This is a genomic window from Microbacterium sp. NPDC057741 (assembly GCF_042798735.1).
GTDB lineage: Bacteria > Actinomycetota > Actinomycetes > Actinomycetales > Microbacteriaceae > Microbacterium.
Genome location: NZ_JBHVJW010000003.1, coordinates 1 through 19,794, shown reverse-complemented (window position 1 = coordinate 19,794; position 19,794 = coordinate 1). Strand labels below are relative to the sequence as shown.

Annotated in this window: 23 protein-coding genes; 6 read left to right on the top strand and 17 right to left on the bottom strand. The window is 68.1% G+C overall.

Annotated elements, in window-relative coordinates:
* Positions 1-18: 18 nt before the first annotated feature.
* Positions 19-1,179 carry a low temperature requirement protein A gene (locus tag ACFVDO_RS11050; protein WP_378858376.1) on the bottom strand — a complete coding sequence of 387 codons (1,161 nt, stop codon included), beginning with the start codon at positions 1,177-1,179 and terminating at the stop codon, positions 19-21.
* Between the two features lie 16 nt (positions 1,180-1,195).
* On the bottom strand, positions 1,196-2,401 hold the full coding sequence (locus ACFVDO_RS11045; RefSeq protein ID WP_378858377.1) for a glycosyltransferase: 1,206 nt from the start codon (positions 2,399-2,401) through the stop codon (positions 1,196-1,198).
* An 86-nt stretch (positions 2,402-2,487) separates the two neighbouring features.
* On the opposite strand from ACFVDO_RS11045, the gene ACFVDO_RS11040 reads away from it, so the two are divergent.
* The 4 genes from ACFVDO_RS11040 (at position 2,488) to ACFVDO_RS11025 (ending at position 7,807) form a co-directional block, all read left to right on the top strand.
* The gene (locus ACFVDO_RS11040) at positions 2,488-4,770 is read left to right on the top strand and encodes an ABC transporter substrate-binding protein/permease (RefSeq protein WP_378858378.1); all 2,283 of its coding nucleotides are present in this window, start codon (positions 2,488-2,490) and stop codon (positions 4,768-4,770) included.
* Positions 4,771-4,773: 3 nt separating this feature from the next.
* A complete protein-coding gene (locus ACFVDO_RS11035; RefSeq protein WP_378858379.1) occupies positions 4,774-5,556 on the top strand; it encodes an amino acid ABC transporter ATP-binding protein in 783 nt (260 codons plus the stop codon).
* Between the two features lie 52 nt (positions 5,557-5,608).
* On the top strand, positions 5,609-5,872 hold the full coding sequence (locus ACFVDO_RS11030; RefSeq protein ID WP_236126540.1) for a glutaredoxin family protein: 264 nt from the start codon (positions 5,609-5,611) through the stop codon (positions 5,870-5,872).
* Between the two features lie 183 nt (positions 5,873-6,055).
* Positions 6,056-7,807, top strand: a complete 1,752-nt coding sequence (locus ACFVDO_RS11025; RefSeq protein ID WP_378858380.1) for an aldehyde dehydrogenase family protein — start codon at positions 6,056-6,058, stop codon at positions 7,805-7,807.
* Positions 7,808-7,973: 166 nt separating this feature from the next.
* Here the strand turns inward: ACFVDO_RS11025 and pip are convergent, their stop codons facing one another.
* Positions 7,974-8,936 carry a prolyl aminopeptidase gene (gene pip / locus ACFVDO_RS11020; RefSeq protein ID WP_378858381.1) on the bottom strand — a complete coding sequence of 321 codons (963 nt, stop codon included), beginning with the start codon at positions 8,934-8,936 and terminating at the stop codon, positions 7,974-7,976.
* Between the two features lie 55 nt (positions 8,937-8,991).
* Positions 8,992-9,870 carry a neutral zinc metallopeptidase gene (locus ACFVDO_RS11015; protein ID WP_378858382.1) on the bottom strand — a complete coding sequence of 293 codons (879 nt, stop codon included), beginning with the start codon at positions 9,868-9,870 and terminating at the stop codon, positions 8,992-8,994.
* A 52-nt stretch (positions 9,871-9,922) separates the two neighbouring features.
* On the opposite strand from ACFVDO_RS11015, the gene ACFVDO_RS11010 reads away from it, so the two are divergent.
* Positions 9,923-10,909, top strand: a complete 987-nt coding sequence (locus tag ACFVDO_RS11010) for a malate dehydrogenase (protein ID WP_378858383.1) — start codon at positions 9,923-9,925, stop codon at positions 10,907-10,909.
* Positions 10,910-10,961: 52 nt separating this feature from the next.
* Positions 10,962-11,432, top strand: a complete 471-nt coding sequence (locus ACFVDO_RS11005; protein ID WP_378858384.1) for a recombinase family protein — start codon at positions 10,962-10,964, stop codon at positions 11,430-11,432.
* Between the two features lie 8 nt (positions 11,433-11,440).
* On the opposite strand, the gene ACFVDO_RS11000 is transcribed toward ACFVDO_RS11005, so the two are convergent.
* The 13 genes from ACFVDO_RS11000 to ACFVDO_RS10940 all read right to left on the bottom strand — a co-directional run bounded on the left by ACFVDO_RS11000 (position 11,441) and on the right by ACFVDO_RS10940 (position 19,596).
* Complete coding sequence (locus tag ACFVDO_RS11000) at positions 11,441-12,091, bottom strand: hypothetical protein (RefSeq protein ID WP_378858385.1); 651 nt, start codon at positions 12,089-12,091, stop codon at positions 11,441-11,443.
* A complete protein-coding gene (locus ACFVDO_RS10995) occupies positions 12,088-12,522 on the bottom strand; it encodes a hypothetical protein (protein WP_378858386.1) in 435 nt (144 codons plus the stop codon). The genes ACFVDO_RS11000 and ACFVDO_RS10995 overlap by 4 nt, the downstream gene beginning before the upstream one ends.
* Positions 12,523-12,569: 47 nt before the next feature.
* Positions 12,570-13,067, bottom strand: coding sequence for a hypothetical protein (locus ACFVDO_RS10990; protein WP_378858387.1), 498 nt, complete (start codon positions 13,065-13,067; stop codon positions 12,570-12,572).
* Entirely contained in the window at positions 13,067-14,626 is a 1,560-nt protein-coding gene (locus ACFVDO_RS10985) for a hypothetical protein (RefSeq protein ID WP_378858388.1), read from the bottom strand. Before ACFVDO_RS10985 ends, ACFVDO_RS10990 begins: the two co-directional genes overlap by 1 nt.
* 6 nt (positions 14,627-14,632) lie before the next feature.
* Entirely contained in the window at positions 14,633-14,911 is a 279-nt protein-coding gene (locus ACFVDO_RS10980; protein ID WP_378858389.1) for a hypothetical protein, read from the bottom strand.
* Complete coding sequence (locus ACFVDO_RS10975) at positions 14,908-15,069, bottom strand: hypothetical protein (protein WP_378886859.1); 162 nt, start codon at positions 15,067-15,069, stop codon at positions 14,908-14,910. Before ACFVDO_RS10975 ends, ACFVDO_RS10980 begins: the two co-directional genes overlap by 4 nt.
* Before the next feature lie 75 nt (positions 15,070-15,144).
* The gene (locus ACFVDO_RS10970) at positions 15,145-15,432 is read right to left on the bottom strand and encodes a WXG100 family type VII secretion target (protein ID WP_236126519.1); all 288 of its coding nucleotides are present in this window, start codon (positions 15,430-15,432) and stop codon (positions 15,145-15,147) included.
* A gap of 116 nt (positions 15,433-15,548) precedes the next feature.
* The gene (locus ACFVDO_RS10965; protein WP_378860127.1) at positions 15,549-15,824 is read right to left on the bottom strand and encodes a hypothetical protein; all 276 of its coding nucleotides are present in this window, start codon (positions 15,822-15,824) and stop codon (positions 15,549-15,551) included.
* 69 nt (positions 15,825-15,893) lie between these two features.
* Complete coding sequence (locus ACFVDO_RS10960; protein WP_378860126.1) at positions 15,894-16,535, bottom strand: hypothetical protein; 642 nt, start codon at positions 16,533-16,535, stop codon at positions 15,894-15,896.
* Entirely contained in the window at positions 16,532-17,344 is an 813-nt protein-coding gene (locus ACFVDO_RS10955; protein WP_378860125.1) for a hypothetical protein, read from the bottom strand. The genes ACFVDO_RS10960 and ACFVDO_RS10955 overlap by 4 nt, the downstream gene beginning before the upstream one ends.
* A gap of 13 nt (positions 17,345-17,357) precedes the next feature.
* The gene (locus ACFVDO_RS10950; protein WP_378860124.1) at positions 17,358-17,999 is read right to left on the bottom strand and encodes a hypothetical protein; all 642 of its coding nucleotides are present in this window, start codon (positions 17,997-17,999) and stop codon (positions 17,358-17,360) included.
* Entirely contained in the window at positions 17,996-19,246 is a 1,251-nt protein-coding gene (locus tag ACFVDO_RS10945; RefSeq protein ID WP_378860123.1) for a hypothetical protein, read from the bottom strand. Before ACFVDO_RS10945 ends, ACFVDO_RS10950 begins: the two co-directional genes overlap by 4 nt.
* 17 nt (positions 19,247-19,263) lie before the next feature.
* Positions 19,264-19,596 (bottom strand): hypothetical protein, encoded by a 333-nt coding sequence (locus tag ACFVDO_RS10940; protein WP_378860122.1) that lies wholly within the window; start codon positions 19,594-19,596, stop codon positions 19,264-19,266.
* Positions 19,597-19,794 lie beyond the last annotated feature (198 nt).

Here is a 19,794-nt window from a genome sequence, read left to right as displayed (position 1 = left end):
CCGATGCCGGCAGCCCTTCTACCGCCGCACGGGCTGCCGGATCACCAGCACCACGACCACGGCGACGAGGATCACGGTGGTCAGCGCCACGGGCAGCGGCAGCAGGGCGTCGACGAGCACCAGCACCGCTCCTCCCGGCACCACGATGTTCACCAGCCGGTCGGCGTTCGCGCGGATCGCGATCCACCAGATCGCCAGCAGAAACACCGCGATCGGGATCGCCACGGCGAACGCCGCGACCAGCGGTTCCACCTCTCCGGGCTTGGTGAGCATGTCGATCTGCAGCTCGATCCCCACCGAGAACGCCGCGGCCGCGGCCAGCACGAAGTAGTGCACGTAGCCGTAGCGGATCGAGCCGCGCAGCGTGGTGATCGCCCGGTGATGGGGCGGCCAGAAGTAGATCCACCACATCGACGCCGCCGAGATCAGTGTCAGCGCGGCGATCGAGATCAGGGACCACGTCGACTCGACCTTGTCGAGCGCGCCGATGACGGCGTTCGCCGACGCGAGGATCGTCTCACCGAGCACGATCAGCGTGAACAGCGAGTAGCGCTCGGTGATGTGGTGCGGATGCCACGGGGTCTTGTTCTGCGACTCCGCGATCACCGGCACGGCGAGCTCGGCGCCGGCGAGCACGAAGAACACCGGCATCTGCCACGCCGACGGCAGCAGCAGGAACAGCAGCCAGAGCACTTGGGCGATGCCGATGCCCACCGCGTAGAACAGGGCGGTGCGCCGGTAGTCGGGATTCGCGCGCGCTGCGCGCAGCCACTGCGAGATCATCGCCACGCGCATGATCACGTAGCCCAGCACCAGCACCACGTAATCGCCGGACTTGTAGGCCGGCCCGATGCCCGCCGCCAGCACGAGCACGCCGCTCATCTGCACGATCGTCATGACCCGGTACAACCAGTCGTCATTGTCGAACGAGGTGGCGAACCAGGTGAAGTTCATCCAGGCCCACCAGATGCCGAAGAACACCAGCACGTAGGTGAGGACGCCGTTGGCGAGGTGCCCGGCAGCGAGCTCGTGATGCAGATCGGCCGAGGCGATGCTCACCGCGACCACGAACACCAGGTCGAAGAACAGCTCGAGCGAGCTGGCCGCGCGATGCGGCTGATCGGGGTCGCGCGGCAGCATCCTGCTCAGCCGGAACCGGGTCGTCGTGGTGTCGCTCACGGCGACAGAGTAGCGGCTACAGCTCGCCCGGCCGCATCGCCTCGGCGTCGATCGCGCGGATGATCCGCTGGCCGGCGGTGTCGGTGGAGGGCTCCGCTGTCGCGGCATCCGTCTTCTTCGCGCCTCGGGGCGCGTAGACGACGAGCGCGTGGAACAGGAAGCGTGCGAAGAACGCGACCACGAGCGAGACGGCCGTCGCGAGCACGCTGGAGATGTGCCAGCTCTCGACCATCAGCGCCATCACCGGGATGCGCACCGCGGCCTCGACGTTGTTGAAGGCGAAGGATGCCGCGAACCGCACCCACACCCCGCGCGCGTCGGCGCGCAGGTCGGCGAACACGAACCGCTCCTGCAGCAGGAAGTTGCCGATGATCGTGGCCTCGGCTCCGATGATCGCCGCCCAGATGTACGGCATCCCGGCCCGGGTCAGCACCCACATGATGCCGATGTTCGCCACCGCGCCGAGCAGACCGATCAGCGCGAACAGGCTCATCTTGCCGAACCGCAGCCGCGCCAGGTGCGCGATGAACGTCGCCCCCTGCCGCAGCGATGCCTTGGATGTTCCGTGCCGCCGCTCACCGAACGACATCGGCACCTCGGCGATGCGCACGTCGGAGCGCACCAGGATCTCGAGCAGGATCTTGAACCCCTGAGGCCGCAGCTCGTCGACGTCGATGCGGCGACGGTCGACGAGGAAGTACCCGGTCATCGGGTCGGTGCTGCGCCACAGCCGGCGGGGGAACATCGCCTTGGTCAGCCAGGTCGCTCCGCGCGAGACGCCGAAGCGCACGGCGGTGCCCAGGCCGTCTGAGTCGCCGCCGCCCACGTACCGCGAGGCCGCGACGACATCGGCGTCGCCCTTCTCGTGCCGGGCGACCAGCTCGGGCAGCAGTTCGGGCGGATGCTGCAGATCGCCGTCCATCACGATGCAGACGTCGTGCGCGGCCTGCTGCAGGCCCACCACGACCGCGCCGCCGAGGCCGCCGGTGTTCTGCTCGCGATGGATGCCGCGCACCGGGATCTGCGCGGAGGCCGCGACCCGCTCGATCTCGGCCATCGTGTCGTCCGAGCTGTCGTCGACGAAGAGGATCTCGGCTTCCCTGCCCTCGAGCGCCCGGACAGTGCGTTCGACGAGCTCGGCGACGTTGTCGCGTTCGTTGAACGTCGGCACGATCACCGTGACGGCTTCAGCCACCAGCGTCCCCTCCTGTCGCGCGGGCATACGGCACTCCATGGTGTCACGGCCGCCTGTGTAAGGTGGCACGGGCCAAGGAACGCACGCTGCATATGAAGACGAACGAGGACGCGATGACCCTTCTCAGACATTCCGCACACTGGTGGAGGGAGAACCGTCTCGCCGCCGCCGCGGGCCTGATGGCCCTGTTCATGCTGGTGTTCACTGTCGGCGGCGCGGTCGGCGCCGCCAAAGCCGCCGACGACTCGGCCTCGGTGAAGGGCAAGACCTTCACGATCGCCACCGACACCACCTGGGCGCCGTTCGAGTTCCAGCGCGACGGTGAGCTGCGCGGCATCGACATCGACCTCATCAGGGCGGTCGCGGAGGATCAGGGCTTCGACGTCAAGGTCGACGTACTCGGCTTCGACGGTGCTCTCGCCGCCGTCACCGCGGGGCAGGCCGACGCAGTCATGGCGGGAATGTCGATCACCGACGAGCGCGAGAAGACCTTCGACTTCTCCAACCCGTACTTCGACTCCGGCATCCAGATGGCGGTCGCCGCGGACGACGACACCATCACGGGCTACGACGATCTGAAGGGCAAGACGGTCTCGGCCAAGACCGGCACCGAGGGCTACGCGTTCGCGGAGAAGCTCGGCAAGGAGATCGGCTTCACCGTCACCGGATTCCAGGACGCGGCCGACGCCTACAGCGACGTGACCTCGGGCAACTCCGTCGCCACCTTCGACGACTACCCGATCCTCGCCTACGGCATCGCCACCGGCAACGTGGCGCTGAAGACCGTCACCGACCAGGAGAAGGCCTCCAGTTACGGCATGGCCGTGAAGAAGGGGGACGATGAGGCGCTGCGCCTCGCCTTCAACGCCGGCCTGAAGAACGTCATCGCCGACGGCACCTACCAGAAGATCCTCGACGACTACCTCGGCGAGGATGCCCCGGACGCTGCGACCATCGGCGGCGGCAAGGCCGCCCTCGGCAACGAGAAGCTCGACCCGGGCAAGCCCGGCGCCCTTCCGATGAACCCGAACTTCGCCACCGACACCCCGGTCACGCACGGCACGTTCACCGTCGCGACCGACACCACCTTCGCGCCGTTCATCTATCAGCTGGAGGGGAAGAACGTCGGAATCGACATGGACCTGCTCCGCGCGATCGCCGCGAACCAGGGCTTCGAGGTCGAGGTCAAGACGCTCGGCTTCGACGCCGCACTCGCCGCGCTGACGGCGGGTCAGGCCGACGGCGTGATCGCCGGCATGAGCATCACCGACGAGCGCAAGAAGGTCTTCGACTTCTCCGACCCGTACTACTCCTCGGGCGTGCAGATGGCCGTCGCCAAGGACAGCGACATCAGCTCGTACGAAGATCTGAAGGGCGAGCGGGTCGCTGTGAAGACCGGCACCGTCGGCTACGACTTCGCCAAGGAGCTGGGCGCGAAGATCGGCTTCAAGGTCAACGCATTCCAGGACTCGGCCGACATGTACAACGACGTCGCCACCGGCAACTCGGCGGCGACCTTCGAGGACGCCCCGGTGCTGCAGTTCGGCATCGCCTCCGGCAACGTCCCGCTGAAGATCGTCACCGCTCCCGAGTCCGGCGCCGACTACGGCTTCGCCGTGAAGAAGGGCGAGAACGCCGAGCTGCTGGCCATGTTCGATGAGGGCCTGAAGAACGCCAAGGAATCCGGCGCCTACCAGCAGATCATCGACCGCTACCTCGCGATCGACGACGCGGACACCTCGGACAACTCGTTCTGGACGCTGCTGCAGGCTTCCTTCCCGCCGCTGATGCAGGGTCTGCTGCTGACGCTACTCGCGACGGCGCTGTCGATCGTGTTCGCGATGGTGCTCGGCATCCTCTTCGGCATCATGAAGCTGTCCACGAACGGCTTCGTGCGGTTCCTCGCAAGCGCCTACGTGAACATCTTCCGCGGCACTCCGGTGCTGGTGCAGGCGTTCTTCTTCTACTTCGGCGTCCCGGCCGTCACCGGTCAGCCGCTGGACGCGCTCACCGCCGGTGTGATCACGCTCTCGCTGAACGCGGGCGCCTACATCACCGAGATCGTCCGCGGCGGCGTGCAGTCGGTGGATCCGGGGCAGATGGAGGCCGCGCGCTCGCTCGGCCTCGGCTGGGGCGCGTCGATGCGGCGCGTGGTGATGCCGCAGGCGTTCAAGATCATGACGCCGAACCTCATCAACCAGTTCATCATCACCCTGAAGGACACCTCGCTGCTGTCGGTGCTCGGTTTCGCGGAGCTGACCTATCAGGGCCGCATCGTGATCGCCTCGACCTTCCGATCCTTCGAGATCTGGATCGTCGTCGGCGCGATGTACTTCATCGTGATCTGGCTGCTCACGGTGCTGTCCAACTGGTTCGACCGCAAGTTCAACAAGTAAGGGATGACCATGACGAACAGCGAACCCGCATACACGCGTCCGGTCTCCACCACCGGCAACCCGATCGAGGTGCGCGACCTGCACAAGTCGTTCGGCAAGAACGAGGTTCTCCTCGGCATCGATCTGACGGTCGCCAACGGTGAGGTCATCGCCGTGATCGGCCCGTCCGGCTCGGGCAAGTCGACGCTGCTGCGCTGCCTGAACCGCCTCGAGGAGGTCACCAGCGGCGAGGTGCTCATCGTCGGCGAGAACATCGCCACCGCGAAGGGCAAGGAGCTGGATGCCGTGCGGCAGCGCGTCGGCATGGTGTTCCAGCACTTCAACCTGTTCCCGCACATGACGGCCCTCGAGAACGTGATGCTCGCCCCGACCGAGCTGCGCCGCCTCAGCAAGGCGAAGGCGCGCGAGCGCGCCCTCGAGCTGCTCACCCGGGTGGGCCTCGCCGACAAGGCGGATGCCCGGCCGGCATCCCTCTCCGGTGGTCAGAAGCAGCGTGTGGCGATCGCACGAGCGCTGGCGATGAGCCCCGAGATCATGCTCTTCGACGAGGCCACGAGTGCGCTGGACCCCGAGATGGTCGGCGAGGTGCTGCAGGTGATCCGCGACCTGGCGGCGTCGGGCATGACCATGGTGCTCGTCACGCACGAGATGGGCTTCGCCCGCGAGGTCGCCGACCGAGTGGTGTTCATGGCCGACGGCAAGGTGGTGGAGAGCTCGACACCGGCCGAGCTGTTCGACGATCCGAAGGAGGCTCGCACCCGGGACTTCCTGTCCAAGGTGCTCTGAACGCCCGGGCGGGCACGGCGCCCGCCCAGCTGGGCGGCCTTACGCTGGAAGCATGACGACTCCCGCATCCGACAGCATCACGATGTTCGGCGCCGACTGGTGCCGTGACTGCATCCGCACCAAGAAGCAGCTCGACGAGCTGGGTGTCGAGTACACCTACGTCGACCTGGTGGCCGACCCGGCAGCAGCGGATGTCGCCAAGGAGATCTCCGGCCGCACCAACATCCCCGTGGTCCTGTACCCGGATGCCTCGCACCACGTCGAGCCCTCGAACGCCGACGTCGAGTCGAAGCTGCGCGAGCTCTCCCTGATCTGAGCGAGTCGTGGCGCCCTTCGTCTCGCCTCGCTCGCTCAGGGTGCGGGGCTCGGCTACTCGGATCCTGAGCGAGGAGCGCAGCGACGAGACGAAGAACGCTCGGCGACCGCGATCCTGAAACTCGGTCTCACATCGAGCGAGACTGCGGCGTAGGCTGAGACGACGCCCCCGAAGGAGACGACGATGACTTCTGCTGCCCCCGCGAAGAAGGCCGCCCCCGCGGCATCCACCCTCGACGACGCCGAGCGCGAGCGACTCGATGTCGCGATCCGCGACCTGCAGGCGGGATCGCGCACCTGGGCCGCCCTCACTGTCGCGCAGCGTGTGACACTGCTGCGCGCGGTGCGCACCGCGACCGCCGCGAACATCGCGGACTGGGCACTCGTCGCCGCCGAGTCCAAGGGCCTGAACGCCGCGCATCCGCTGCGCGGTGAGGAGTGGCTGAGCGGCCCGTACAGCGTGCTCGGCGCGCTGGACGCCTATATCGACACGCTCACGAAGATCGCCGAGGGGCGCGGAGCTCTCGACGGCATCCGTCTGGGTCGCGCGCCCGGCGGACGGGTCGCGGTCGACGCGTTCCCGCTGACCGGCATGGACAAGTTCCTGCTGCAGGGCTTCACCGGGCAGGTCTGGCTCGAACCGGGCATCACGCCGAACGCCGCGCGCCGCGACGCCGGTCTCGGTCAGCTCTCCCCCGGTGAGAACGGCGGCGTCGGCCTGGTGCTCGGTGCCGGCAACATCACCTCGATCCCCGTGCTCGACGTGCTGTACGAGATGCTCGCGCACAACCGCGTCGCGCTGCTGAAGGTCAACCCCACGCAGGATGCCCTGGTGCCGGTGTACGAGCGGGCGTTCGCGCCGCTCATCGAGCCCGGTCTGTTGCGCATCGTGAAGGGCGGCCCTGCGGCCGGCGCCTACCTCACCGGTCACGACGACCTGGTGCACGTGCACATCACCGGTTCCGCCGCGACCTTCGACGCGATCGTCTGGGGGCGTGACGCGAAGCGCCGCCGCCGCGAGAACCGCCCGCAGCTGAAGAAGCCGATCACCGCCGAGCTCGGTGGCGTCTCGCCGATCATCGTGGTGCCCGGCGAGTGGTCCGACGCCGATCTCACCTTCCAGGCCGAGCACGTCGCGACCATGCGGCTGCAGAACTGCGGCCACAACTGCATCGCGGGTCAGGTCGTGCTGATGTCGGCGGACTGGCCGCAGAAGGAGCAGTTCCGCGCCGCGCTGCGCCGCGCGTACGCCGCGGCTCCTGATCGCCCGATCTGGTATCCGAACTCGGATGCCCGGATGTCGCAGGCCGCCGGGGACTACCCCGACGCACTGCAGCTCGCCGACCGCCTGCTGGTCGAGATCGGCGCCGACGACGAACCGACGGCGCTGGAGAACACCGAGTACTTCGCGCCGGTGCTGGGTGTGGAGGAGCTGCCGGGCCTGGGCCAGGAGTTCCTCGACGGAGCGGTCGCGCACGCGAACGACAAGCTGCAGGGAACGCTCGGCGCCAACGTGATCATCGATCCGGCCACCGAGAAGAAGCTCGGCAGCGGGTTCGGGCGCGCGATCGCCGATCTGCGCTACGGCTCGATCGCGGTGAACACCTGGACGGCGTTCGGGTTCATCACCCCGACGATGACCTGGGGCGCATTCCCCGGCAACAGCATCGAGGACGTCGGCAGCGGCCTCGGCGTCGTGCACAACGCGCTGCTGCTCGACGGCGTGGAGCGCTCGGTGGTCCGAGGACCGTTCCGCCCCTTCCCGCGGTCGCTGCCCGTCGCGAACGGCGGTGGCCGGGTCACGATCCTGCCGAAGCCGCCGTGGTTCGTCTCGGCCCGCACCGCCGCGACCGTCAGCGAGGGCCTGACCCGCTTCCGAGCGAACGGGGGCGTCGGAACGCTCGTGAAGACGCTGCTCGCGGCGCTCCGCGCCTGAGATCAGGGGCGACGTCCTTCGTCTCGTCGCTGCGCTCCTCGCTCAGGATGCGAAGCTGAGCTCCTCGGGTCCTGAGCGAGCGCAGCGAGCGCCGTGCTGAGCGAGCGGAGCGAGACGAAGTGACGAAGGGCGCTCGCTCAGGACCCCGGGTGGGGTTCAACGTGTGTCAGGGCCGGAAGCGGTCCGTCGCGGCGCGCAGCGCTGCGGCATTGCCCGGCTCGGATGCCGAGTGGCCGGCGTCGTCCACGACCACGAACTCCGCTTCAGGCCAAGCGGTGTGCAGATCCCAGGCCGTCATCATCGGCGTGCACACGTCGTGCCGGCCCTGCACGATGACGGCGGGGATGTGACGGATGACGTCGACGTCCTCGATGAGCTGCCCCTCCCGCATCCATCCGCCGTGCAGGAAGTAGTGGTTCTCGATGCGCGCGAACGCCGTCGCGTGCTCCGCCTCGGTGGCGGACGCGATCTGCGCGGCATCCGGTCGCAGCGTGACCGTCGACGCTTCCCAGCGCGTCCACGCGACCGCCGCGGGCACGTGCACCGCGGGGTCGGGGTCGCTGAGCCGGCGGTGATAGGCCTGGATCAGGCGATTGCGCTCGAGCACCGGGATCTGCGCGAGATAGTCCTCCCAGAGGTCGGGGAAGATCGCCGATGCCCCGCCCTCGTAGAACCACTCCAGTTCGTGCCTGCGCAGGGTGAAGATGCCGCGCAGCACCAGCTCGGTCACCGCATCGGGATGGGTCTGCGCGTAGGCGAGCGCGAGCGCACTGCCCCATGAGCCGCCGAACACCTGCCACCCCTTGATGCCGAGGTTGCGCCGCAGCAGCTCCATGTCGGCGACGAGGTGCCAGGTGGTGTTGAACCGCAGGTCGGCGGCCGGATCGCTGACGTGCGGGGTGCTTCGGCCGCACCCGCGCTGGTCGAAGAGCACGATCCGGTAGACCTCGGGGTCGAAGAACCGGCGCTGCCACGGCGAGGTGCCGCTGCCCGGCCCGCCGTGCAGGAACACCACGGGCTTGCCATCGGGATTTCCGCTCTGCTCCCAGTAGATGCGATTGCCGTCGCCCACGATGAGCTCGCCGGTGCCGTACGGCTCGATCGGCGGATACAGCGCGTCCAGATCCATCCTTCAACCCCCCGGTCGTTCGGACTGCGTCCCCTTCAACCTAGTGCCGCGAGGGCTACAGCTTGTTCCCCGGCACCGAGAAGGTGTCGCACACGCCGAGGCCGTTCTTGTACCCGTCGGCGAACCACGCCTGGCGCTGCGCGCTGGTGCCGTGCGTGAAGCTCTCCGGGTTGACGAAGCCGGACTGCTCCTGGATGTGGTCGTCACCGACGGTGAACGCCGCGTTCAGGGCATCCTTGATCTGCGTCTCGGTCGGCTTCTCGAGGTAGGGTCTGCCGTTCTTGTCTCGCTGCTCGGTGACGTCGCCGAGCCAGGCTCCGGCGTAGCAGTCCGCCTGCAGTTCGGTGCGCACCCCGTTGCTCGAAGGCCCCGTGCCGTTGTTCGGGTACTTGTCCATCGTGCCGGTGATGTTCTGGATGTGGTGCCCCCACTCGTGGCCCACGATGTACAGCTGCGCGAGGCCCTCGGCGGATGCCCCGAACTGCTGCCTCATCAGTTGGAAGAAGGTCGGATCGAGGTACACGCCCTGCTCGGGCGGGCAGTAGAACGGACCGACCGCGTTCGACGCGGTGCCGCACTGGGTGGATGTCTGCCCGTCGACGACGTTCATCGTCGGCGCGACGTAGCCCTTCACGTGCTGCGCCCAGTAGTCGTTCAGCACGACCTCGGCGCCGGCCATGCGGCAGTCGTCGTTCGTGTTCGCGTCCTCGCCGGTCTTGCACTCCGTCAGCGTGCCGCCGTCGGATGCCGCAGGCTGCTGCTCCCCGCCGGAGAGGCCGCCGACCAGACCGGACAGGTCGATGCCGAACAGCGGCCCGGCGAGCAGCGCGATGATCGCGACGATGCCGACGGCGCCGCCGCCGGCGATCGCCGTCGTCCGCCCCCGCCGGCGCGTCTTGTTGCCGGAGATGTCGGCATCGGGATTGAACGTCATGGGGAAAACGTACCGCGGGACCTGCTCTGCGCATACGGCATAGGCTCATTCCATGGCGACCACCATCACCCTCACCGGAGCCGGCGGACAGATCGGCTATGCACTGCTCTTCCGCATCGCGGCGGGCGACCTGCTCGGCCCGGACGAGCACGTCCGGCTGCGACTGCTGGAGATCCCGCAGGGTCTGAAGGCGGCCGAGGGCGCGGCTCTCGAACTGCAGGATGCCGCATTCGGGCTGCTCGACGACGTGGAGGTCACCGACGACGCATCGGTGGGCTTCGACGGCGCGAACCTCGCACTGCTGGTCGGCGCCCGGCCGCGCGGCCCGGGGATGGAGCGCGGCGACCTGCTGGCGGCGAACGGCGGCATCTTCGCGCCCCAGGGGCGTGCGATCGCGGCGCATGCGGCATCGGACGTGCGCGTGAGCGTGGTGGGCAACCCCGCCAACACGAACGCCCTGATCGCCGCGGCCGCGGCCGACGGCGTGCCCGCCGAGCAGTTCAGTGCGCTCACCCGACTCGACGAGAACCGGGCCAGAGCACAGCTGGCAGCGGCGCTCGACGCCCCGGTCGCCGGCATTCGGGGTGTGACGATCTGGGGCAACCACTCGGCGACCCAGTACCCCGACGTCTCGCATGCGACCGTCGCAGGTCGCCCCGTGGCGGATGCCCTCGCCGAGCGTGTGGGCGACGTGGACGCGTGGCTGGACGACACCTTCATCCCCAGAGTCGCGAAGCGCGGCGCCGAGATCATCGAGGTCAGGGGGTCGTCCTCGGTCGCCTCCGCGGCGAGCGCGACCATCGATCACACGCGCGACTGGGTGCGGGGCACCGAGTGGACCAGCGCCGCCGTCGTGTCGCGTGGCGAGTACGGCGTGCCCCAGGGCCTCGTGTCATCGTTCCCGGTGCGCTCCGTCGGCGGCCGATGGCAGGTCATCGAGGGGTTGGAGATCGACCACCGCTCGAGGACGCGCATCGACGCCTCCGTCGCAGAGCTCGCAGACGAGCGCGAGGCGGTGCGCGCCCTCGGTCTGATCTGAGCGGCGGCCGTTCTCCCGCGAGTCAGGCAGAATAGGGGGAGGAGGTACGGCGATGGACGACGTGACGAGCAGCCCCGGGCGATCGGCGGCGATCGAGGACGCGCTGACCAGCCCACTGAATCTGCCGCACGCGGCCGCTCAGTGCCCGAAGTGCTTCACAGAGCTGCAGCAGAACGACAACTGGTGGTCCGCTCGTCCCGACGGGGCGAAGCTGGTCGGCCTGGTCGTGAGCCGCGACGGCATGCCGTCCGTGGTCGAGCAGCGTGACGATCTCACCCGTTTCGGCGTGCCGATCGAGGGGTTCCGGCATCCGGCTCCTGAGATCCTGGAGAGCTGGGGCGACCGCCTCGCCCGGCTGATCGACACCCTGGTCCCCGGCGACGTGCTGGTCGTCGCGACGATCCACGCGCTGGGCCGCGACATCGATGAGGAGACCCGCACCGTCGCCGAGCTGCGCCGCCGCGGCATCATGGTGAAGGTGCTGAACCACCACGCGCGCCACCTCGCCGACGCGGGGCGCTGAGACCGCGGTCAGCCCTTCGAGGCGAGCAGTTCGTCGCGCAGCGACGGCGGATGCTCCGCATTGAAGTAAGACGCCGCGACGAACTCGTCGAACAGCGCGCACATCATGTTCTCCAGCTCGCCCAGCGGCGTGGAGAAGCGTGCCATCACCATCTGCTTGGTGCCGGGGACCGGAATCCAGTAGTCGGCGGTCAACCTCAGGGTCCCGTCGGCCTCGGTGCCGTCCTGGACGGGCTCCACGCGGTGCGTGCGCAGCGCCTGGACGGATGGTCCGCGCACCTCGATCATCGATGCGTGCGCGACCGGGTCGATCCTCATCAGCGCCTCGGCCATGACCTTCAGCACCGTCTGCGATGCGGTGCCGATCGCGGGACTCATCCGCAGGTCGGCCGGCTCGAACACGAGCAGCGTCACCGGCAGCGGTGTGCCCGCGGCGATCTCGGTCGCGAACATGATCGCGCGCACGTCGCCCTGCGCACCGGCCGCGACGGCCTGCTCCAGCCCGCGACGCACCCGCGCACGCTCGGCGGCGCGGTCGTCGGCGGCGCCGACGGCGTCCTTCGCGATCCGGCGGATGGATCCCGCAGTGGCATCCTCGCTGGAGAGGTCGACCGAGAACCACCGCCCCGGCAGGCGGAAGCGCAGTTCTGGGCGGCTCATTCGGGGGCCTTCCAGTCGCCGTAGCGGTCGGTCATGCCGGTCAGACTGACACCGGCCTGGCCCGCTTCGGTGGCGCTCAGCGGGCCGAGCTCCTCGGCCGCGGCCCGCAGATCGACACCCTCACCGTCAGCCGTCCCGGCGATCAGCTCGATCGTGTTCGGCTCCCACGGCAGCGTCTGCCAGATCGTCTCGACGACCGCGTCGAGCTCGTCACTCGTGAACGGCTCCGCGGAGTCCGTGACGAAGCCGACGCTGAGCCGGTAGCCGAACCCGTTGCGCGAACGTCCGAGGTCGTCCACCTCCACGACCCGCGGCACCGCCTCCGTCACTGCAGCCGCCACGTCGCCATAGTCCGCCGGCCCCTTCTCCGCCTTGATGGCCTCATTCAGGGCGCCGCACCCCACGAGTGCGCTGCTCAGCAGCGCACCCATCAACGTGACAGCGAAGAGGCGGCGTCGGAGGTGAGATCCAGTGGCGGTCACTTCGGCGCCGTCCAGGCGCCGTAGCGGGACTTCATGCCGGTCAGGCTGACGCCGGCCTGGCCGGCATCGTTGGCACGGAGTGGGCTGAGCTCGGCGGCCGCCGCCCGGAGGTCGACGATCTCGTGTCCGTCGGCCGTGTCCGCTCCCGCGGTGAGCTTTATCGTGTTCGGCTCCCACGGCAGCGACTTCCAGATCGCCTCCACGACCGCGTCCAGCTCCTCGGGGGTGAACGGGTCGGCGGAGTCCGTCACCAATCCGAGGCTGAACCGATATCCGAAGCCGTTCTTGGACCGCGCGGGATCACGGACCGCCACAACCCTGGGCACTGCTTCCGTCACCGCGCTCGACACGTCTCCGAAGTCCACGGTCGCCTCCTCTGAATGGTCGGGGGTCTGCTGGGGGACGCCGCACCCGGTCAGCGCGCCGCCCATGAGCGATCCTGCCAGCACGACGGTGAACAGCCCGCGCCCGGCGGCTCCCAGTCTCTTCGCCATCATTCGGTCCAGTGGTAGTAGGAGGTGTCCACGTACCCATCCTCGTTGAAGAAGTTCGCGAGGTCGGGATGGTTCGCCTGCACCTCGGCGATGTGGTCCTGATAGGTCGTCGAATAATCGTCCGCGTTGTGCGCTCCGGCATCCACCCCGAGCACGGGGTTCGGGTCGGGCGGATCGACGCGGATCGACGTCCAGTTCGATCCGTGCTCGACGCTGTCGAAGTCTCCGGCGATCGCGTCAAGGCGAGGCACCGGGTCGCCGTTGTGCTGCACCGACACCACATCGATGTCGTCGGGGATGGGCATGTGATCGATCGGCGCGCCGGAGGCGACGACTGCCTGCCAGTTGTAGTCCGAGTTGTACGCGGCGAGGTGGCCGGCCATGATGCCGCCCTGGCTGAACCCGACGAGCATGACCGGGTCGTCCGGGCCGATCCCCTCCTGCGCCATGGCATCCAGCACCGCGCGCTCGTACTGCGTCTGCAGCGCGGGAGTCAGCATGAGCGCAAGGTTGCTGTCCAGGTCGTTCACCGCCCCCTGATCGCCGAACCGAGACAGCCACTCCTGCGTGCTCGGCAGGGTGACGGTGTAGTACCAGCCGTCGGGCCCCAGCACCTTGGTGATCTTGACGACCGTGTCGGTCTCTCCGCCGAGCCCGTCCACCTCACCGGTGCCGTTGAGCACGGTGGCCAGCGTCGGATCGTTCGGCTTGTCCTCCGGGTTCGCGTAGGGGTCCGTCTCGCTCACCTTCGGGGTGTCCTTCAGCACGTCGGACAGCACGCTCCAGATCAGGAAGGCGGCGAGGACGCCTGCGATCACCGCACCGATGATGAGACCGATCGTGCCGAAGAGCGCCCCGATCGCGACGATGAGGAGCAGCACGACGAGCGCCCCGAGGATCGCGACGATGGTGTCGGCGATCTTCTTGAGCAGGTTGACGACGTCCTGAAGGAAGTCGTCGACCCAGTCGGCGATGCCGGAGAGGAAGTCCCCGATGTCGGAGAAGAAGTCGCCGACCTTGTCCCAGAACCCCTCGTTGGTGGAGTCGATCGCGGCGTCGATCTTGCGGATCGCCGCCTCGGCCGCGGCATCCATGGCCTCGCGTGCGGCGTCGATCCGTGCACAGGCCGAGCCGACGTCGGCGAGGGCGTTGTCGGCGGCGCGCTGCGCGCCGGGAACCTGATCGGTGAGCGACGGCGCGGGGTCGTCCGCGGCGTTCACCCGATCGTTGAGGTCCTCGAGCGCGCGGTCGGCGCGGCTCTGCGCGACCAGCGCGTCGTCGAGGTCGTCCTGCGCGCGATGCGCATCCTCGTGGGCCGCCGTGAGGGCGACCGCGTACTCGGTGATCGCGTCGGCGGTGCCCTTGTAGCGCGGATGGATCCGCTCGAGATCCGACGAGATCTGCTCGTTCTGCTCGTAGAGGGCCCGTACGGCCTTGCCCTCGTCGTCCTGCACGATGCCGCGCAGGTCCTGGATGACGCTGAGGATGACCTCGGCGGATGCCACGAGCCCCGCCGCACGGGAGGTCAGTTCGGCCGGCTGGCCGGGAAGGACGCTCATGCTCTTCTACTCCCCGTCCTGGGCCATCTTGTCGTCGAGGTCACGGAAGGTGTCGACGATCGCCTGCATGAAGTCGGCCTGCGAGCGCAGGTTGTCGCGCAGCGCCTCGCGGGCGATGTCCCATTTGCCGCCGAAGTCCTCGATCTTGTCCGCGAGTCCGCCGTGACCGGTGAGTCCGCCGATGTCGTCCGCGAAGTCCTCGGCGTCGTCGAAGGTCGTCGCCAGCCCCTTGGCCGTATGCGCGGTGGACTCCAGGCGGTCGAGATCCATCCTGACGTCGGTCATGCTGCTCCGCCGTCCCGCGTCGTTGCGCGCCGCAGCAGCTCCCCGAGCGCAGCATCCGCCGCCTGCACCTCGGCGCGAAGCGCCGCGGCATCCTCCGCAGTCTCGGGCACGCGCACGCGCAGCCCGTCGAGCGCTTCCCTCACCCTGTCGTCCGACATGTCATTCCCCCTCGGATGCGACGGGCGGCCGGCGCCATCGGCACCGGCCGCCCGTGCGGAAACGCTCTTCGGCTGTCAGCTGCCGGCGAGCTGCTGATCCAGATCCTGGATCGCACGCATCATGCCCAGCAGCGACTCCGACATGTCGTTGATACCATCCACAGCCTGCTTCAGACCCGTGGTCAGCTCACCGTAACCCTCACCGAACTTGCCCGACGCGTGCTGCGTCTTGAAGTCCTCACCCAACAGGTTGTCCACCTGCCCCTTCAGAGTGTCCAGCTGACCCTGAATGTCATCACGAGCCTGCGACAGCGACGACGCCACCTGCTCCATCTCCGCATAAGACGCACCGAAATCGGCCATCGTCAACACCTCCGGTAAAACGGTTGGACCGGACCCGAACCGGCCCGACAACAACCACCCTACGAGACACCCTCAAAAACAGTCGATGGGTACAACTACCCATGCCGGGAACCGCCTCAGCGTGCGCCTGCGGGCACCCAGGTCAGCGTGGAGACGCACAGGTCGAACAGGGCCTTCATCGCCACTACGGGCGGTGCGAACAGGGGGACGAGACCGACCCGGATCCACATCCATGTACTGCCGCGGCGCGGCGCGTGATCGTCTGCCTCATCGGCGTCGATCGCCTGTATCACCTCGGGGTGCGCGCGGAAGACGATGCGCTCCACCTCGGAGATGCGGAATGACTGGTTCTCGACTGCTCTCGCCCAGCTCTGCGGGTCCCCTGGGGTCATGACGTGCTCCAACTGGCTGTCCAGCCGTCGTCCTCCTGGATGCCCAACGGACCCGAGCCGGCACTCACTTCAGCCGCGCGGGAACCAGGTCAACGTCGAGACGCACAGATCGAACAGCGCCTTCATCTGCACAAGGGGAGCGTCATCAGCAGGCACATCGAGGGGCCGCATGATCACGAGGGTCAGCAGCAGCGCGCGCCGCCGCTGGCTCCCGGGCACCGGCGTGAGGTACGCCACGGTCGTGACCAGCACCTGCTCGCCGTCGAGAGTGTCCGTGGTCTCGCGCTCGACCCGCATCACGCGCTTGTCGCCCAGAAGCGGCGTCGCTCCATCCCGCTGGATCGCCGACCGCACGTAGCCGTCGAGGTTCTCCCCGGGGTCGGCGTGCTGGATCGATGCGGTCAAGGATGCCGGTATGAACACGGCATCCGGGGCGTCCCCCGGGGTGAACATCGCGACCGTCGACACCTTGCGCATCTGCGCGAAGGCGTCACCGACAAGCACTCTCATCCGGGCGTACAGGTCGGGGCGGTGCGCCTCCATCAGCCGACCGCGAATCTGCGAAAGCATGCGCGTCTGCTCGGCATCCGTGACACTCCGCCGCTCCCACCCGGGGGGCAGCACCAGCCCGAAGTCGGGATCGGGCGCACCGCCGAGTGCTTCGCGCAGGCTGACCCTGGCCTGTGCTCCTTCGGTGGGAGAATCGGTCATGCGGATGTTCCTCCGTCGAGTGTGAAGAGCGTTCCCGGGGCTGCGGCGAGTGCGCGGCCGAGCAGAGCGTCGTCGATGAGCCCCCGTCCGGCGAGAATGCGCAGGGCCGCGTCCCGATCGGCGACCATCACGTTCCGCTCGTCGGCCGGGAGCGCACGCACCGCCTGCTCGGCCGAGTGCGCGGCCGTGACCGTGGGCACCGTACGCACGGCGGCATCCGTCGGCTCCGGCACGCGAACTCGGAAGCGCAGCAGCACGAATACGATCAGCAGGATGCTGGTGATCATCGTCGCCCAGACCGTGCCGAGCGCGAACGGCGGAAGCTCGTAGTCGTCATGGCGGGCGACGTTCGGCATGCTGATCAGTGCAAGTCCGGCGCAGATCGCCGACACCACGCCGATGCCGCACAGCATCCCGGACCAGTACGCCCCGGCACGCCACCAGACCACGATCGCGATGAGCTGGGCGATCGCCGCGAACGTGAACGACACCATTGCGATCGGCACCGAGACGGATGCCGGAAATCCCTCGATCAAGTAGGAGTCGGCGCCGATCGCCGCGACGCCGGAGATCGGCGCGAGGAACCCGAGCACGGCGAGGACGCCGACGATCCACGTCATCACACGGCGCCCGCCACTGGGCTGCCTGCGTCCGAGCAGCTCCGCGACCGCCGCGCCGTCGTCGCCGAACGTCGCCACGGTCTCAGGGTGTGACTGGAAGGCCACGGCTTCCAGCATCCCGAGCCGGGGCCGATCCGACGCGGAACGAGCGCGCGCCCAGGACTGCGCATCAGGGTGAGCGAGAGTCATCGTGCAACCGGAGTCATGGTCTCGCCAGGCTATCAACCCAGGTGTTCACGGCCTGCGCCTCGAGCAGCGCAGGCGTGTTCGCTCGTCTCGCCGTACCATCCGGCCCGGTGAGTTCGAGGGAGTCCATGAACAGCTGCACGGAAGGCGAGACCAGCCCGAGCAGGTCCTGGAACGTCGGCTCGACCGACACGATCAGCACGACATCCTCGGCGAAGGCGAACACGGTGTCGTAACCCACGACGAACGCGTCGCCGATCTGCTCGGTCCGTGGAACCAGGACGCCTGGCCCGAGGCCGCTGGATTCGAACAGGACGCCGTCCCCGGGACCGGGCAGCGCGTCTCCCGGTGAGCGCGTGCCGATGGCGACGTGCACGAAGACACCGAGGGGCCGATGCCCCGCCCAGAGGAGGAACGCGAGTGAGTCCTCCTCACGACGACGCGCCGGCGCCGCCTCGATGATCGCGGGGATCAACTGCTCCGCATCGGGCGACCAGTCCTCGCCCCACTCGGTGCGCATGGCCGCCGTGTTCGCCGCGACCCAGGCCTCGGCGCCGTCGGTATCCAGGCCGGTCGGGATCGGCATCCATCCGGCGTCGCTCGATGTGCCAGTGACCTGCCAGGCCCCCGGCATCCGCTCGCCCGCGGCCGCACTCACTTGAACACCTTCAGCCACGGATACTGCGTGGTGAGTGCCTTGTCCTGGTTGCCGGTCAGCTTCATGACGTTGTCGATCGTCGTGACCGGGGCGTACAGCACGGTGTGCGTGAACTCCCAGGCGCCGGGCACGATCGACGACGCCTGCCAGCCACGGCCGCCCGCAGCCATGCTCTCCGCCAACTCGCTCAACTTCGTCGTGTCCTTGCCGAGCATGAGCCGGCTCACGATGTCACCGATCCCCTTCGGGTTGCTCAGTTCCCACATGGTCCGGCCGCCCTGCAGGAACCCCTTGAAGCCTCCGCCCGCGAAATGGCTCGCCATCGACATGTTCCGCAGCTGTCCGGCCGCGGCGGAATAGGTGGACGGCTTGAACGCCTTGAACGTGTCGCCGAGGATGCTCACCACACCCGACTTGCCCTGCGCGAACTTCCCGAGGCTGCCGAACGGTATGACGGCGACGACGGCCAGGGCGAGATCCCAACCGCTCGCATCACCTCGGAAGAACTGGTAGGCGACCAGTGCGAGTGTGGCGACGGCGACGACCGCGGCGATCGCACCGATGATCGGGCCGCCGATGATGATCGCGGCGATCGCAATCACCATGCCCGCGTACTGCAGCACCGTGACGATCACCGAGACGACGCCGTCGACGTTGTCCCAGAAGCCGTCCTTGATCTTGCCCTTGAAGCCGTCCTCGATCTTGCCGGCCGTGCTGTCGAAGACCTCCTCCCAGGAGTCGACATCGTGGTCGAAGGCCTTCAGCGCATCCTGATAGGCCTCATGCAGCCGCTCCTTCGCCCGGTCGTCCACGTCGTTCTGGTCACCCATCTGCTCCTTCTCCTCGTCGCTGCGCCAAGGCGCAGGCTGAGCCCAGAAGGGACGGGCTCCCTCACGGTAGCCGGGGGCATCGTCGTAGCCGGACTTCGCATCGTTGCAGTCCTGTACGCGAGTGCGGATGATGGTCTGGAAACCGCTCAGCTCATCGGCGTAGTCGACCAAGATCGGCCCTGTTGGCGCGTAGAGGTCGGCGGCCTGGCCGAGTTGCTTGTACGAGTCACCGACGACCTCGCGCAGCTTGTCGACAGCTTCGCCCTTCATACCGTCGGCCTGACCCGCGAGTGACTGCAGGAATGACGCGCTGTGCGACATCTGTCCGCCCAGCCGGGTGATCTGGTTGCCACGTCGGCGGATGGCTGCGGAATCGCCTTCGAGTTCTTCGACCCATCGGCCTTTCGGAGAGTACATGTCGGTCCTTCCTCCGATCAGGCCGTGCGCCGCGGAGCGTTCTCGGCGGTGACGTCGATCTCCATCTTGGATGCGGTCTCGTCGTCCCACTTCTCCAGGCCGTCCAGGACGCCCTGCACGTGCTGCTGAACCTTGTCGATGTCGGTCATCAGCTCTTTGCGCTTGTCATTCCAGCGGCCCTCGAAGTCGTGAACCCTGTCTCGCAGACGCGTCAGGCCGTACGGCGAGCCGACCGCTTCCTCGACGGCGTCCGTGCGCTCTCCGGCTTCCTCGAGCTCTGAGACGATCGACTTCAGCTGATCATTGATATGGCTCAACTCGGTGTACTTGACCCAGATTCCGTCCGCCATCGGCTTCCCCTAGTGGATGTGAGTGGCTGAAGGCGTCGCTCGCAGTGAGCGACGCCTTCACGACATTCGTGTGGTTCAGCTGCCGGCGAGCTGCTGATCCAGGTCCTGGATCGCACGCATCATGCCCAGCAGCGACTCCGACATGTCGTTGATACCATCCACAGCCTGCTTCAGACCCGTGGTCAGCTCACCGTAACC